The organism is Pseudophaeobacter sp. TrK17, assembly GCF_042192375.1.
GTDB lineage: Bacteria > Pseudomonadota > Alphaproteobacteria > Rhodobacterales > Rhodobacteraceae > Pseudophaeobacter.
The window spans coordinates 3,216,872-3,232,849 of the sequence record NZ_CP071700.1 but is presented as its reverse complement, the minus strand read 5'-3'; the positions used below and the strand labels follow the sequence as shown (position 1 = coordinate 3,232,849).

14 protein-coding genes and 1 pseudogene are annotated in these 15,978 nt (G+C 53.1%); 13 read left to right on the top strand and 2 right to left on the bottom strand.

Annotation, left to right across the window (positions count from 1 at the left end; all coding sequences use genetic code 11):
• Positions 1–33 precede the first annotated feature (33 nt).
• The 7 genes and pseudogenes from JZI28_RS15250 (at position 34) to JZI28_RS15220 (ending at position 6,254) form a co-directional block, all read left to right on the top strand.
• A protein-coding gene (locus tag JZI28_RS15250; RefSeq protein WP_375697807.1) for an IS3 family transposase occupies positions 34–1,196 on the top strand; the annotation gives its coding sequence in 2 pieces (ribosomal slippage) (positions 34–304 and positions 304–1,196; 1,164 coding nt in all).
• Positions 1,121–1,609 (top strand): annotated as a pseudogene (locus JZI28_RS15245) (integrase core domain-containing protein); the annotation flags it as partial. The gene JZI28_RS15250 and the pseudogene JZI28_RS15245, both read left to right, overlap by 76 nt.
• A 135-nt stretch (positions 1,610–1,744) precedes the next feature.
• The gene (rfbF, locus tag JZI28_RS15240) at positions 1,745–2,515 is read left to right on the top strand and encodes a glucose-1-phosphate cytidylyltransferase (protein WP_375698168.1); all 771 of its coding nucleotides are present in this window, start codon (positions 1,745–1,747) and stop codon (positions 2,513–2,515) included.
• Positions 2,512–3,558: a CDP-glucose 4,6-dehydratase gene (gene rfbG / locus JZI28_RS15235; protein ID WP_375698167.1), complete on the top strand. Its 1,047-nt coding sequence runs from the start codon at positions 2,512–2,514 to the stop codon at positions 3,556–3,558. Before rfbF ends, rfbG begins: the two co-directional genes overlap by 4 nt.
• Before the next feature lie 45 nt (positions 3,559–3,603).
• Positions 3,604–4,509, top strand: coding sequence for a glycosyltransferase family 8 protein (locus JZI28_RS15230; RefSeq protein ID WP_375698166.1), 906 nt, complete (start codon positions 3,604–3,606; stop codon positions 4,507–4,509).
• 64 nt (positions 4,510–4,573) lie between these two features.
• Positions 4,574–5,398 carry a hypothetical protein gene (locus JZI28_RS15225; RefSeq protein ID WP_375698165.1) on the top strand — a complete coding sequence of 275 codons (825 nt, stop codon included), beginning with the start codon at positions 4,574–4,576 and terminating at the stop codon, positions 5,396–5,398.
• Positions 5,399–5,423: 25 nt separating this feature from the next.
• The gene (locus JZI28_RS15220; protein ID WP_375698164.1) at positions 5,424–6,254 is read left to right on the top strand and encodes a glycosyltransferase family 25 protein; all 831 of its coding nucleotides are present in this window, start codon (positions 5,424–5,426) and stop codon (positions 6,252–6,254) included.
• A 164-nt stretch (positions 6,255–6,418) separates the two neighbouring features.
• On the opposite strand, the gene JZI28_RS15215 is transcribed toward JZI28_RS15220, so the two are convergent.
• Positions 6,419–7,390, bottom strand: coding sequence for an IS481 family transposase (locus tag JZI28_RS15215; protein ID WP_375698163.1), 972 nt, complete (start codon positions 7,388–7,390; stop codon positions 6,419–6,421).
• 473 nt (positions 7,391–7,863) lie between these two features.
• Here JZI28_RS15215 and JZI28_RS15210 point away from each other — a divergent pair, with 473 nt between their 5' ends.
• The 5 genes from JZI28_RS15210 (at position 7,864) to JZI28_RS15190 (ending at position 14,155) form a co-directional block, all read left to right on the top strand.
• Positions 7,864–9,105 carry an extracellular solute-binding protein gene (locus JZI28_RS15210; protein WP_375698162.1) on the top strand — a complete coding sequence of 414 codons (1,242 nt, stop codon included), beginning with the start codon at positions 7,864–7,866 and terminating at the stop codon, positions 9,103–9,105.
• 140 nt (positions 9,106–9,245) lie between these two features.
• Positions 9,246–11,258, top strand: a complete 2,013-nt coding sequence (locus tag JZI28_RS15205) for an ATP-binding protein (protein WP_375700110.1) — start codon at positions 9,246–9,248, stop codon at positions 11,256–11,258.
• 181 nt (positions 11,259–11,439) lie between these two features.
• Entirely contained in the window at positions 11,440–12,273 is an 834-nt protein-coding gene (locus JZI28_RS15200) for a UDP-2,3-diacylglucosamine diphosphatase (RefSeq protein WP_375698161.1), read from the top strand.
• 12 nt (positions 12,274–12,285) lie between these two features.
• Positions 12,286–13,503, top strand: coding sequence for a DUF3419 family protein (locus JZI28_RS15195; RefSeq protein WP_375698160.1), 1,218 nt, complete (start codon positions 12,286–12,288; stop codon positions 13,501–13,503).
• Positions 13,504–13,507: 4 nt separating this feature from the next.
• Positions 13,508–14,155 carry a class I SAM-dependent methyltransferase gene (locus tag JZI28_RS15190; RefSeq protein WP_375698159.1) on the top strand — a complete coding sequence of 216 codons (648 nt, stop codon included), beginning with the start codon at positions 13,508–13,510 and terminating at the stop codon, positions 14,153–14,155.
• 105 nt (positions 14,156–14,260) lie between these two features.
• Here JZI28_RS15190 and JZI28_RS15185 read toward each other — a convergent pair whose 3' ends face one another.
• The gene (locus tag JZI28_RS15185) at positions 14,261–14,665 is read right to left on the bottom strand and encodes a hypothetical protein (RefSeq protein WP_375698158.1); all 405 of its coding nucleotides are present in this window, start codon (positions 14,663–14,665) and stop codon (positions 14,261–14,263) included.
• A gap of 17 nt (positions 14,666–14,682) precedes the next feature.
• On the opposite strand from JZI28_RS15185, the gene JZI28_RS15180 reads away from it, so the two are divergent.
• Positions 14,683–15,720, top strand: a complete 1,038-nt coding sequence (locus tag JZI28_RS15180) for an AraC family transcriptional regulator (RefSeq protein ID WP_375698157.1) — start codon at positions 14,683–14,685, stop codon at positions 15,718–15,720.
• The last annotated feature ends 258 nt before the right edge of the window (positions 15,721–15,978 follow it).

The window sequence follows — 15,978 nt, the reverse complement described above, 5'->3', positions numbered from 1 at the left end:
GTCTGCTGATCTTCAACACGAAGGAGATCAGGAATGTCGAAACGGAAGCAACATCATCCAGAATTCAAAGCCAAGGAGGCGTTGGAGGCGTTGGAGGCGTTGAAAGGCGAAGAGACGGTCAGCGATTTGGCCATTCGGTTTGGCGTGCACCCAACGATGATCCATCAGTGGAAGCGCGCATTACTTGAAGGCGCATCGGGCGTATTTGAGCGTGGCGGACGGAAGGCACCGGAAGTCGATGAGGAGCAGGTCAAAGACCTGCACGCCAAGATTGGGGAGTTGGCCGTCGCCAACGATTTTTTGGCCAGAAAGCTCAAACCTTGGACCGGCAAGTGAGGCGCAAGATGATTGAGCCGAACCTAAAAGGTCTGTCAGTCAGCAAGCAATGTTCGCTGCTGTCGATCTCGCGGTCCTCGTTCTACTATGAGCCGAAGGGCGAAAGTGAGATGAACCTCGATCTGATGCGCCTGATCGACAAGCAGTTCCTGGAAACGCCGTTTTACGGCGTGCGTCAGATGACATGGCACCTACGCAATGACGACCACCTCGTCAATAAGAAGCGGATCAGACGCCTGATGCGGCTGATGGGCCTCATGCCGATCTATCAGAAGCCCAACACCAGCAAGGCAGCGAAGGGTCACAAGATTTACCCTTATCTGTTGCGCGGCTTGCGCGTGGATCGGCCCAACCAAGTTTGGTGCGCCGACATCACCTACCTGCCGATGCGGCGTGGGTTTTTATATTTGGTCGCCATCATGGACTGGCACACGCGCAAGGTGCTGGCGTGGCGTATCTCAAACACGCTGGAAGCCGAGTTCTGTGTTGATGCCTTGAATGAAGCGATCCACAAGTTCGGCCCACCCGAGATCATGAATACGGATCAGGGCAGCCAGTTCACGTCATTTGCTTGGACCGACCGCCTGCGTCGATCCGGCATCCGCATCTCAATGGACGGCAAAGGCCGGTTCCTCGACAATATCTTTGTCGAACGACTGTGGCGGTCGCTGAAATACGAATGCGTTTATCTGCACGCATGGGAGACCGGATCAGAGGCCAAAGCTGGCGTCAGAAAGTGGATCGCGTTCTACAACCACAAGCGCCCTCATTCCGCCCTTGGCGGCAAACCACCCGCTGTGATCTATTGGCAGAGAAACGAAACAACCAACCCCGATCAGCAGATGCAAAGAGTAGCTTAAATCACCCCAGATCCTGTCCAAGGATTGGGGAGTAGCTCACAGACAATGGAAAGGAGTTCTCCGACCGTCTCTTTGGTCTGCGCAAGCGCGAACAAAGCGGAAAACATGATTTCGACAAGCTCTGCGCCGAACTGGACATCGAACACCGTCTGACGCCGCAAAGATCGCCCCAAACAAACGGCATGGTCGAGCGCTTCAACGGTCGCATCGAAGACGTGCTGCAAAGCCACCACTTCCGATTAGGCGAAGAACTGGAGACCACGCTGCACCGCTATGTTTGGCTCTACAACCAACAGCTTCCGCAATCAGCCTTGGGCAGCAAGACGCCCTTACAAGCGATGAAGCACTGGCACAAACTCAAACCAGAACTGTTCAACAAACTGCCATACTACCGTCCGGGATGTGACAAGTAGGGCTCCAATTGACGTTGATCTACCTGTCCTCAAGATGCTAAAGACTTTGCAGCCAAAGGATGGAATGCTGGGTCAGCAGACGTTGACTGTTTTCATCCTTGGAGTCGAAATGCGTACGGGTCTGGAGACTATATAATGGTTAAAGCAATAATTCTTGCTGGGGGACTAGGAACACGCATTAGCGAAGAATCTCATTTAAAGCCCAAACCTATGATAGAAATAGGTGGAAAGCCGATCTTATGGCATATCATGAAAACCTATGCGCACCATGGCGTAACTGAATTTGTCGTGTGCTGTGGGTACAAAGGCTATCTTGTCAAAGAGTATTTCGCGAATTACTTCCTTCACAATTCTGATATCACCTTCGATCTCTCCGGCAATAAAATGCGTGTGCACCGGGAGAATGCTGACCCTTGGAAAGTGACCCTCGTCGACACGGGTGAACTGACGATGACAGGGGGGCGTATCAAACGCGTGGCTGATTATGTTGATGACACGTTTTGCCTGACTTACGGCGACGGTGTTTCAGACATCAACATTAGAGAGCTTCTCGCGTTCCATCGCAGCAGAACGACCGAGGTCACGGTAACAGCGATCCAGCCATCGGGGCGTTTCGGATCTCTGACTATAGAAGATAACCTGGTTACGAACTTCCAGGAAAAGCCGAAGGGAGATGGCCAATGGGTCAATGGTGGTTTTATGGTCTGTGAGCCTTCGGTTTTTGATCGGTTAACTGACGATGAAACTGTTTTTGAACAGGAGCCATTGATGGGGCTTGCCCGCGACCGGCAGCTGTCAGTTTTTAAACATCACGGTTTTTGGTCTGCGATGGACACTTTGCGTGACAGAAACTACTTGGAGAAGCTCTGGGCTGACCAACAAGCTCCTTGGAAGCTGTGGTCTTGAGTGACTTTTGGCAGGGAAAGCGTGTTCTGATTACTGGGCACACCGGGTTTAAGGGGAGTTGGCTTGCGCTTTGGCTACACTCTTTGGGCGCCGAGGTTTTTGGCTTTGCGCTGGAACCTGACACTCACCCTTCACTGTTTGATCAATTGCGCTTGGTTGAAAAGATCCACCACAGAGTAGGGGATATTCGTGAGTCACAAACCCTGAAAGAGTATTTGAAATTCAGTCAAGCTGATGTGGTGTTCCACCTTGCGGCACAACCATTGGTCTTGCGTGGATACCGTGAATCCCTGCTTACGTGGGACACAAATGTTATGGGGACGGTCAACCTGCTGGAGGCCGCGCGTGATCTTAAATACCCCAGTACAATAGTTGCTGTGACAACAGATAAAGTCTACCACAACCTAGAGACAAATCACTTCTATAGCGAAGATGATCGATTGGGTGGCTTGGACCCTTATAGCGCCAGCAAGGCAGCTGCAGAGCTTTCGATACAAAGCTATAGGTCCGTGTTCACCCAAGAAAGGCTGCCTGTGAAGCTTGTTTCAGCAAGGGCTGGGAACGTCATTGGCGGTGGGGACTGGGCAGAAGACCGCCTAATCCCGGATATTGTTCGAGCTTTGTCAAAGGGTGAACATATCAAGGTTCGAAACCACCAAGCGGTGCGCCCCTGGCAACATGTATTAGAGCCGCTGTTCGGATATATCAGCATGGCAGAAAGCGTTGCCAAAGATGAAATCGGTGTTTCGACATTGAACTTTGGCCCAGAGCGCAGTGAGATGCGTTCGGTCGCAGATGTCATCGACAGCGCATTAGAGCACTGGCCCGGCAAATTTCAGACGCTCGATCAATCGAATGCACCGCATGAAGCTGGCCTGTTGATGCTCTCAATTGAAAAGGCAAAAGAGTGCCTTGGTTGGACCCCAAAATGGGATTTCTCGACGACAATCGGAAAAACCATGACTTGGTACAAAGAAGCTCAGAACGGGGGGGATATACTATCCCTCACGTTGAGACAAATTAGGGAATTTGAAAGTGCGTAGATTGACAAAACTTTACTTAAGCGCATACCAAATCCGGTTTTCGTCGTGAAAAAGGCGATGGTCTATATCTGCGGCGAAGATTTTTTCGCGCCGTCTTTGGTTTCTTGTCTGTCCTTTAGTACAAATTATTATGACGACGTTGATCGATTTATCTTCCTTTGTACTGAAAATGACGAATTTATCGAACAAGCCCGCCAATATTGTGCTGATCAAAAGACTAATGTTCAGATCTTGAAGATGTCCATTACAGCAGCATCAAATTTTCCCTTAATGGCACATTTGCATCCCGCTGCTTATGGGCGGCTATTCCTACATGACTATTTGGATCCTAGCTACTCGCGTGTAATGTACATTGACGGGGATACGTTATCTGGTTCTGTTGACGTAGACTTTGAACAGGATCTATCGGGCAAAGTATTTGGCGCCGTTCAAGATATTGGTGTTGTTGCCTCAGGAAGCGCAGCGCAATTACTACACCAGTCGCCCTCACAAGGCGCAAAGTACTTCAATGCTGGGGTTCTCTTGATCGATTGGCCTCTCTGGTGCGAACAGGAAATTGGGCCACTTTGCAATGAGTACCTAAACTCAAATTTGGATGCCCCATACGGCGATCAATGTGCGCTGAACAATATTTGCGTCGACAAATGGGCCGAATTGCACCCTTCTTGGAACACACAAACGGACTTCCTGGCTGACCCCCAACTCGTGCAGGCCGCGAAGGTTATCCACTTTACTGGTGCAGCAAAGCCATGGCAGCGGGACCTTTGGAAGCATAATGTTGAGTATTCCGAGTACTACGAGAAGACTCTCAGCGGGCACCCATTTGACTCGATTTTTCGGCCCGCGACAGCAAAATCATCAGTTAAGCGCGCTTTTCGGTCCTTAGAGAAAAAGCTGAGGCTGAGAAAGATGAAGAACTGGGCCGCTTGGGTTGCCGAACATTACGGTTAATCCAATTAGGCGTCATATTGGTCAAACCCAGCAAAAGAACTCCGACAATCAAGGACGTAACAGTATGAATAAGCACTTGGTGTCCATCAAAAACGACGGATTTGGTGTCGCTTTTCGAAATTTCCTATCCTCAAAGCTTGTGAAGATGGGATGGGTGGAAGACGCTGAAAGAATGCGGCAGCGTCTCTCACGAGAATTCGATGAAATGTTTAACAGTACCATTGCTTATGGAGCGCTGAAGGGATTTCAATTCTCACCCAATACTTGGTGGTCAAAACACGATCGCGCTTCAATGATATTTGGTCTGTACGAAAAAGAAATTGTGAATATGCTACAGGACCTTTCCAAAACAAAAAATGTTTTTATCGATGTTGGTGCAGCCGATGGTTACTATGGCGTTGCAACGGTAAGCCAAAAAATTTTTGAGAAATCCTATTGCTTTGAGATTGAAGCGCAGGGTCGTGCAGTCATCAAAGAAAACGCAAATCTAAACGGTGTTAGTAACAAGGTTACCATTTTTGAAGAAGCCAAATTGACATCCTTGGCGAAGATACCGGCGGAAGATATCAAGAACTCGGTGGCCTTGATCGATATTGAAGGTTTTGAGTTCGATTTCCTCGATGATACCGTTTTGGAAATTTTGAAAAACACGGTCTGTATAATAGAGCTTCATGATTGGTTTTATGATGACGGTGATCAACGATTAGCCGACCTAAAAAGACGTGCAGCCAAGTACTTTGATGTGAGCGAATTCAAGTCCACATCTCGTGATACAAGCCATATTTTTGAGCTCGAGCGATATTCAGATAATGAACGTTGGTTGGTGTGTGGCGAAGGTCGACCTCGGTCAATGGTTTGGCTCCGCCTAGACCCAAAAGGTCGGCCTTAAAATCAAACGAGGAAGTAGGGGTTTCATGCAAAAACACTTCATCAATTTGACGCGCGTTCCAGAAAGAGCCGATTTCATTGCGCAAGAGGCTGCAAGGATAGGCTTGGCAGATGTCCAGTTCTTTCCCGCAGTCGATGCACAAGGACAACTTCCGAAAGACATATCCCCTTACTACACACCAAATTCTTGGAAAGCATATTGGGAACTGTCCGCCACCGAGGTCGCCGTCTTTGAAAGCCATCGCCTGTTGTGGGAAAAATGTGCGCTCGAAAACACAGACGCCTATTTCATATGTGAAGACGACATCTTGATGTCAGAAGCCTTACCGGCGACGTTGATCGAGTTGTCAAAACACACAAGCAAATTTGACCTAATCCACGTCGACAGCACGAATGTTGAATACCGTTATGGCAAAACCGAAAACTGGGCCGATGTAATTGTTGCCCCCATATTGCAACCGTTAAGCAGCGCAGCAGCCTACGTAGTTAGCCCAAGCGGCGCAAAAAAACTGGCCGCTGTTGCCAGACGTGGTTTTTGTGATCACGTAGACGATTTCCTTACACGCCCTGACAAGAACTATTGCGTGTTCCAGTTGCTACCCGCACTCGCAATTCAGGGCATGTTTGCAAACCCAGATCATGTCCCCAAAGAAATCCGCGCCAGCGAACGCACATCTATCCCCGCTTTAAACCAAAGTATCTCCAAGGGGCCAATTTCCTACAGAATAACCAAGGAAATACGGCGAAGCCTACGAAGACTGTTGCGTAAATCAGTCCTCGACAAGCGGCTGATTAAACTCGGCGGATCGGTCGGCATAACTCAGTTGGCCGAAGATCTCCCTTCCTATCTAGACTGACCTGTTGGCCAGTCACTTTCTGGTTTCCTGGCAAAGCAATGTGATCCTGCCCCACTGAATTGGTCCGGCCCTATAGTTAGGAATCGGAGGATCAAAGATGGGAATCAAACGACACAAGCCTGAAGAGATTGTCACGAAGTTGCGGCAGGTTGAGGTGCTGTGAGCTACTTGTCACATCCCGGACGGTAGTATGGCAGTTTGTTGAACAGTTCTGGTTTGAGTTTGTGCCAGTGCTTCATCGCTTGCAAGGGCGTCTTGCTGCCCAAGGCTGATTGCGGAAGCTGTTGGTTGTAGAGCCAAACATAGCGGTGCAGCGTGGTCTCCAGTTCTTCGCCTGATCGGAAGTGGTGGCTTTGCAGCACGTCTTCGATGCGACCGTTGAAGCGCTCGACCATGCCGTTTGTTTGGGGCGATCTTTGCGGCGTCAGACGGTGTTCGATGTCCAGTTCGGCGCAGAGCTTGTCGAAATCATGTTTTCCGCTTTGTTCGCGCTTGCGCAGGCCAAAGAGACGGTCGGAGAACTCCTTTCCATTGTCTGTGAGTATGGTTCGGATGCGAAGTGGGCAAGCCCGCTCTAGATCACGCAAAAAGCGGCGCGCCTTGGCCGCTGTCTTGCTGCTATAGATACGGATAAAAACCCAGCGTGTAGCCCGATCAATGGCAACAAACAGATACCGGCGGGAAGTTTGATCAGCCATCTGTGGCAGGTACTTCACGTCGATATGCAGATATCCCGGTTCGTATGCCTTGAAGGCGCTGTGCTTTGGGCGGGCGGCCTTTGGCTTAAGATCGCGCAGGTTGCCGACCCCATGCCGCCGCAGACACCGATCCAGTCCAGAGCGCGAGACGTCCGGGTTCAGAAACTCCCGCACCACGGCCAGCAAGTCATCCAGCGACACTAGCAGCATCTTGCGCAGCGCAACCACAACGGCCTCCTGAGCAGGCGTCAACGTCGTTTGCAGCCGATGAGCGGTATGGCTACGGTCATGGACACTGTCGCGCTTGCGCCATTTCCAAACTGTCTGTTCGGTTGTGCCAAAACGCTCAGCCAGAACCCATGCAGGCTCGTCGCTCGCCTGGATGGCAGCCCGTATCTTAGGCGTTGTTGTCGCTTGGTTATGAAGATGGATCAGCATTAAGCGCCCTCCCGAATGTCACCGAAAACCGATCTTGCCATGAAAAATGCGGACCGGCGAGGATCTATGTGATCGTCCGGGATGGAACATCTACCCGCAGTCCAAGAAATGCAAATCTCAAAGCTACGATGAATTTGTAATGGATGGCCGAAGTCCAGACAACAAAGAACTATCGCCGCAAGTGCGGCTTTGGCCTTTCACGGGCCCTCTGAAGTTTTGTAAACACAGTAGCACACCGTCCCAGAAGGTCGGTGGCACATCTGGATAGGTTTCTGGACTTTGGCCGCCAGCTTGTGGCAGCGTGATCACAATGGATCAAAAGGCGGGAATGCACTATCACTTGATCTGGCAGTTGGTCTGGATCAGTTGGGCCAGGCTCTCAAGTGGAGGTCTCGCCCTTGGCTGGCCCCGTCTCAGTTATGGAAAGAAGATCAATAGTGGCTTCGCGATTTGGACTCCTTCTAGCCGGTCTTGTGGCACTGACTGTTGGCACTGCTGCGGCGGCGCAAACCGAGCTGAGCATGTGGTATCATGGATCGCATAATGAAACTGAACGCCGGATCATTGTTGAGATCGTCGAGGATTTCAATGCCAGTCAACCGGATTGGAAAGTCATCCTGAAGAGCTTTCCTGAAGGCAGTTACAATGACTCGGTGGTTCGGGCGGCTCAGACCGGGAACCTGCCTGACATCATTGATGTGGATGCGCCGGTGGTCGCCAATTGGGCGTGGTTGGGATATCTGCAGCCGCTGCGCATAGAGGAGGCCGCGGTCGAGGCGTTCCTGCCATCCGCTGTTGGGCGCTGGAATGGTCATATCTATTCGGTTGGCCTGTGGGAGGCTGCGCTTGCGATCCTGACACGCAAGTCCACCTTGGAAAAATATGACATCCGACTGCCAAGTCTTGCGGACCCCTGGAGTGCGGCCGAATTTGAAACGGCCTTGGTGAAACTCAAAGCATCCGGGGAGTTCGACTATCCGCTGGACCTGGGGCTGAGCAGGGAGGGCGAATGGTTTCCCTATGCCATTAGCCCCTTTTTGCAAAGCTTCGGCGGTGATCTGGTGGACAGATCTGACTATAGTTCGGCACAGGGTGTGTTAAATGGCGAGGCCGCCCTGAGATTTGGAACTTGGTGGCAGTCCCTGTTTTCGCGCGGGCTTGTTCCCAGCCCGGAACAGTCGCAACCAAACCGAACCGCCGCGTTGATTGATGGTACATATGCCATGGCCTGGGACGGCAATTGGACCGTTCTGGATTTCATCGACGCTGTAGGAGAGGATGCCGTATTTCTGCCTGCACCCGATTTTGGTAAGGGCAGTGTCATCGGCGCCGGGAGCTGGCAGTTTGGCGTGTCAGCCACGTCAGAACATGTGGATGGGGCCAGCGCCTTTGTCGAGTTTGCGATTCAAGACCGATACCTGTCCACCATCGCGGATGAACTGGGATTGATCCCACCCACCCTGGCAGCCGCAAGAGCATCCACGACCTATGGCCCGGAGGGCTGGTTGCCAGGGTTTGTCGATTTGTCGCGCCAACAGGCTTTGCTACGTCCGGTGTCTCCCAGCTATGTTGTGATAGCAAAGGTGTTTGAAAGAGCCCTGGTTGAGATCGCTGAAGGTGCGGATGTGAAGGCCGTGCTTGATGAAGCGACCGATGACATCAATCGAGATATCACGCGAAATGCAGGGTATGTAAATCAATTGAGCGTTGATTAGGGGCGCTATGCTTTCTGATGATGGGGCTGGAAGGTGTTGAGCAGAGGCCGGGTAAGCGACCTCAAAGGGTGGATCGAGTGCTAGAGGGACTTCTAAACAGGTTTTGCTTCACCACTAAGGTGTTTCCGGCCTTGCTGGGAATGTTGTGTCTTGCAGTCCTGCCGGGGCAATTGAATGCAGATCCGCTGCGTGTTGGCTTTTATGAAAACCCACCCAAAATTTTTCGAGACTCAGCTGGGCAACCTGCCGGTTTTTGGCCGGAGGTGACCGAAGCCATTCTGTCTGAGATGGGCTATGATTTCGAATACGTCGACTGTGAATGGGAGTCCTGCCTGGAGATGGTGGGGCAGGGGCAGCTCGACCTTATGCCGGATGTGGCCTTTTCTGAGGAGCGTGCAGCGCAGTTCCAGTTTATCAACGAAGCGCTGATTTATTCATGGTCTACCATCGTCACCTCCCAGGAGGTTGAGATTACCTCTCTGGCGGATTTTGAGGGCAAGCGAATTGCCGTGCTCGCAAATAGTATCCAGGAGCGTGACCTGAGGCGGTTTTTACGCAAAGAAGGCCTGAAGAGTAAGCTGATCTGGACGTCGTCAGTGCAGGGCGCGATTGATGCGATTTTGGTTGGTGATGCGGATTTGGCAATTACCAATACGTTCTTTGCGGTGCAGATGGCCAATCAGAACAGTTTGCGTATTCCTGAGCTGCCATTTCAGGTCAACTCCTATCACTATGTGGTGCCGCCGGATGCCCCGGAAAACTTTGTCCAGGCGATGAACCTGGCCAGCTACCGGCAGCAAATGACCTTTGGGTCGGACTTTCACTCTGCCAAGTATGAATGGATATCCTTTCACAAAGCCCCGCTGCCGAGCTGGCTTATTACTGTGCTGCTTGTAGCGGTTTCTGTGCTTTTGGTGTCAGCAGTGCTCATATTCATCCTGCGCCGTGTTGTTCGGGCGCGCACCTTGGATCTTGCGACCACGGTTGATGCGCTAAGCGCAGAAATGGATCTTCGCAAAAAGGCCGAGAAGTTTGCCCTGGAAACCCAGAAATTTGACGCGATAGGCCGGCTTGTCGGGGGCGTCGCCCATGATTTCAATAATCTATTGTCGGTGATCATGGGTAACCTCGAATTGTTAAAAGACCAGCGTGGGCTGGATGCGCCCTCCTTGAAGTTCATTGACCAAGCACTGTCCGCGACCAAACGCGGGGCCAAACTGTCCTATGATCTCTTGTCTTTTGGGCGGCGTGCTCAGCTGGTGCCGCAGGTGCTGCGGGTCGATCTGGTTTTGCGTGGTATCGAGGAGATGCTGCGCCGGACCCTGCCTGAAAACATATCTGTGGAATTCTCCTATGACCCTCTTGTGAAGGCGGTTCTTCTGGATCAGGGGCAGCTGGAGAATGCGGTTTTGAACCTGGTGTTGAACGCCCGCGATGCGATGCCAGACGGGGGCAAGCTGACAGTTTCGGTGTCTAACCTAGGGGCGGACCAAAGCGACGGCGATGACCTTTCAGGCGAGCGGGTGGTGGTCTCTGTGATGGACACCGGTGTGGGGATCAAAGAAGACGCTTTGAGTAAGGTGTTTGAGCCCTTTTTCACAACCAAAGAATTCGACAAGGGGTCGGGGATGGGGCTGGCGATGGTGCATGGCTTTGTGACCCAGTCGGGGGGGAAGATCCGTATCCGCAGTGTCTGGGAGCAGGGGACGACGGTGGAGCTGAGATTTCCGGTGACCGTTGAGGCGGCGGATCAGGCGGCGGGAGGTGACATTTCCACAGGTTTTTTGGGCGATGAACAGATCTTACTGGTTGAAGATGACGATGATGTCCGCAGCGCCCTGAGCCAACGGCTTGCGGCCTCTGGGTTTCGTGTGACGCAGGCCCACAACGGCACAGAGGCCCTGGATCTGGTCAAAAAGGCACCTGAACTTGACCTGGTGGTGACGGATCTGACGATGCCTGGGTCGGTACAGGGGCTGGATTTGGTGGCGCAAGTCAGAAAGGTGCTTGATGGTGTCCCGATCGTGATCCTCACGGGGTATGGCGCTGATGTGCTCGATAGTGTCTCGGGTCTGCCAAAGCTTACCGTGCTCAATAAACCTGTCTCGGGACCTGTTTTGATTTCCAAAATTCGCGCTCTTTTGGACAGCTGACCGCTGCACCTGGCGCGAGGTGCAGCGCAAAACGGGGGCTGTTGGGCCTTTGCGCTTTGATGGGGTGATCTGCTGGGCGGTGTCGTGACGCCTTGATGCGCAGGGGAATGGAAACTGTCACCGTTCTGTTAAAACGATGGGGTACCTCCATATGCGACGCAAGTGACAGCGGGCGACGCGCATGAAATACCGAACCATTTTTTTGTCCGATATCCATTTGGGCACCCCAGGATGTCAGGCTGAATTACTGCTGGATTTCCTCAAATGCCACGAAGCAGACACCTACTATTTGGTTGGTGACATTGTGGACGCCTGGCGCATTCGCAGAAAGGGTTTCCTCTGGCCGCAGGCGCACAATGACGTGGTGCAAACGCTTCTGGCCAAGGCACATGGCGGTGCCCGGATCTATTTAATCCCCGGCAACCATGACGAATTCCTGCGCTCCTACTTTGGCACTCATTTTGGCGGTATCGAGGTGGTGGGGTCTGCCGAGTTCACCGCCCATAACGGAAAATGTTATCTGGTGACCCATGGTGATCAATTTGATGCGGTGGTGACAAACGCCAAATGGCTCGCGCATCTTGGGGACCGGGCCTATGAATTGATGCTGTGGCTGAACACCCGCCTTAATCGGCTTCGCCATCTCTGGGGCGGACAGTACTGGTCCTTGTCAAAATGGGCCAAGCACCAGGTCAAGCAGGCTGTCAATTTTATCAGCGAGTATGAAACAGTGCTGACTGCCGAGGCACGGCGCGGCGGCTATGATGGGGTGATCTGCGGTCATATTCATAGTGCGGCCATCCGTGACATGGGAGAGGTGACCTATGTAAACACTGGTGACTGGGTCGAAAGCTGCACCGCTGTCGTTGAAACGGCAGATGGCAGTCTTGCTCTTATCGATTGGACGCGTTCTGCGCGCCAGTCTCGCGGGGAGTCGCGCCGCCAACTTGGCCGCCAGCCTCGTCGCCGGGCACGCGATGCCCAGCCCGAAGAAAAAGTTCTCGAAAACGTTTAGGGGATACACCCAATGAATTCTTCCGCCCAGGCTCAATTGGACGCGGCTGTTTTGCAGGATGGCGATGCGGCAACCGGATGGCTTGAACGTCTGTTCTCGCGTCTGTTTCTGGGGTTGGTCTATCCGCAGATCTGGGAAGATCCGGTGGTGGACATGGAGGCGCTGGAGATTTCAGCAGAGGATAATCTGGTCTGCATCGCCTCTGGCAGCTGCAATCTAATGTCGTATCTGACCGCTGGCCCTGCTTCGGTCACGGCGGTTGATCTGTCGCCTGCCCATGTGGCCCTGGGCAAGTTGAAACTGACTGCCGCCCAAGCCCTGCCGGACTATGCCGCCTTTTATCAGTTTTTTGGCCGGGCAGACCTGGCCAGCAACGCCGTCCTGTATGAGCGCTATATCCAACCAAAGCTAGACCCCGGCGCGCGGGCGTTTTGGCAGGGGCGACAGCTGATAAATCGCCGCATCACGTTGTTTCAAAAGGGGCTTTATAAATACGGGCTGCTTGGTCGCTTTTTGGGGGCGGTGCATTTGGTTGCCCGTCTGGGGCGGGTGAATTTTGCGCCCTTGCTGGCCGCACGCAGCCTACAGGAACAACAGGCGTTTTTTGATCAGAAGATCAGCCCCCTGTTTGATATGTGGCTGGTGCGCCGGCTGGCTGGGTTTCGCGCTGCGCTTTTTGGCCTGGGCATTCCTCCGGCGCAGTATGACAAACTGGCCGCTGACGGCGGTGGCGACGTGTTGCCGGTACTGCGCGAGCGGGTCCGCAAACTGATGTGTGATACCCCGATCCGGGACAATTATTTTGCCTGGCAGGCCTTTGCACGCGGGTATGACCCGGCACCGGATGGGTCTCTGCCGCCCTATCTGCAGCAGCGCAATTTCCAAGCCCTGCGGGACTATGCCGACCGGGGCCGCATCGTAAACCGCTCCCTTACCGACCAGTTGGCGCAGGAGCCTGACAGCTCGAAACAGGGCTATATCCTGTTGGATGCCCAGGATTGGATGAATGACAGTCAGTTGAATGCGCTTTGGCAGCAAATCACCCGCACGGCAACGCCCGGGGCAAAGGTGATTTTTCGCATTGGCGGCGCTGATGACATCCTGCCGGGCCGAGTGTCGCCTGACATCCTGGGGCGCTGGGCCTATGACGCAGAGGTTTCCAAACGGGGCAGCAAGCAGGATCGCTCAGCGATCTATGGCGGCTTTCATCTCTATCGTTTCCAGGGCTGATCAGATGCGCGACGCGACCCCCAATGCCCATGCAGCACTGATGGATCAAACCTATCGCTACCAACGCATATTTTATGATTTGACCCGAAAGTACTATCTGTTTGGGCGTGATGCGCTGATTGATGATCTGGCGCCTGACGCCGACGCGCATGTTCTTGAACTTGCCTGTGGCACGGGGCGGAATTTGCAATTGGCTGAGGGGAAATATCCAGACTGCACCTTTTACGGGCTTGATATCTCGTCAGAGATGTTGGTGTCCGCCGGGAAAAAACTGGGCACGCGGGTTGCCTTGGCTCAGGCTGATGCCTGCCATTTTGAGGCCGCGCAACTGTTCGGCCGCGACGCATTTGATCGGATCTTTATCTCTTACGGGATTTCAATGATCCCGGATTGGCAGCAGGCTTTGCGCCAGGCCTTTGGGGCGCTTGCTCCGGGCGGCACGCTGCATGTTGTGGATTTTTCCAATCTGGAGGGATGGCCCGGCTGGTGCCGGGGCCTGCTGCATCGCTGGCTGACGAAATTCCATGTGAGCCCACGATTAGAGTTGGCAAGCGAGCTGGACAAGATCGCCCGTGAGCTGGGCGGCAGGGCACAATGCCGCCAGCTTTATCGCGGCTACGCGCAATATGGGATCCTGCGCAAGACGGGGTAACTCTGCGCACCTGGCGTTGTTTGACTGGGCGCTGTTTGGCTGACCACTGTTTGACTGGTCACAGTCGGGCCTGAGGTCTCAGCCAGGGTCAGGCGAAATCCCAGATCACGAAGGATTGTGCTGAGCATCGCTGATCAGCATCACAGGCGTGGGAGCCTGGGTTTGGGCTCTTGCCAGCGGGGCGCCCAGGCCAAGAACCAGCGTTGCGGCTGTTAAGGTGGCGCTGCCGCCCAGCAAGGCAACTGCGGTGAATTTGATGAAAGGCATGAAGCTGTTCATTGATTTATTCCTTGAGACAAAAACGGTGCGGTAAAGGGGCGAACCTGCTTTTGCAGAGAAAACAGCTCCAAACCCACTGGATGTCAAAATGAATACGTGATTTCTGGTGCCAAAATATTGACTGGATGTGCCAAAGACTTGACAGCAAATGCCAAAGGTTGACCCTTCGGTAACGTAAATGTTACTGATATTTGATCGCAGCTCAGGCGCTTGGTAGTCTGTTGAGCGCATCAATTTGGAGCCGGGACTTGACCTCTGTTTCGACACTCTACGCCAGAAAACAGATCGAACATGCAGACCAGATAGCCGACAAAGGCAAGCTGCTGGATCTGGTCGGCCTGACGCCAGAAACGGTAGCCGACCCTACGGTCATGGTGCCGGTTGAGGCCTATCACGACCTGATGGAGGAGGTTGCCAAAAGCGAGTTCCCGGATCTGAGGTTTCACATGAAAACCTGTAGGAGCATGAGGTGTGATGAGTTTGGCGTCTTTGGGCTTGCGCTGAAATCTGCCCCAACCCTGCGTCATGGGTTTCAGCGAATTTGGCGTTATACCCGACTACACAATCGCGTCGCGAGTTTTTCTGCCGAACAGGAGGGCGATCGGTTCTGTTGGTCCATGCAGGCCCCCAAGACGGACCGGCTTGGGGCCTTTTTGTCGGTAGAGGCCGCCATGGGTACGACACTGACGCTCTGTCGTGAAACGACCAGCCCGGAATTTCAGCCCTGCCATGTGCAATTTGTCCATGAAAGAGACGGCTCTATTGATGCTCTGGTAGAGCATTTTGGCTGTGTGCCAGAATTTGGAGCCCGGTCGGATGCGTTGCATTTTGATGTCCAGGACGTTGATCAGCCCAGCAGCATTGGCGATACTGGTGTCTGGAATTTCCTGATCTCTCATTTGGATCAGATGCTGGAAAAAGAACGTGACCAGGAGCAAAGCTTTGAAGCCCAGGTGATTGAGGAAATTGCCAAACTGCTGAGCGGCGGGGTGCCGCAGCTGTCGGAGGTTGCCAAAAACATGGGACTGGGGGGGCGCACCTTTCAGCGACGGCTGAGCGAGAGGGGGCATAGTTTTCAATCGCTCACCGACGAATCGCGCCGGAAACTTGCCCAGCAGCTTATTCAATCGTCGAACTATTCCTTCTCAGAGATTGCCTTTTTGACCGGGTTTTCAGAACAAAGCGCCTTTTCACGGGCCTTTAAGCGCTGGTCTGGCCAAACGCCCAAGGCCTATCGGAGTGGCCTGCGCGACAGCAGTGCCGCAACATCCTGCCCTGCTGAATAAGGCCCTGTTTTGCAGGCATGCTCCCCTTTGAGGGAGGCGCTTAGCAGTGCAGATAATGTCGGGCGACTATGCCGGGGTTGGTGGTGTGAACATATATGACTTGTCATTGATTTGTTTTTCAGGCTCTATCCGGTCGCTGGGGGCTTATGCCCAAGTCAGCAAAAACTGTGGCCGAAAGAAACAGGGCCGAAAAAATGAAGGCCAGGCAGGACCGGGACGAGACGAATATCTTTGCCCGAGGAGATGATCTGCTGGAGG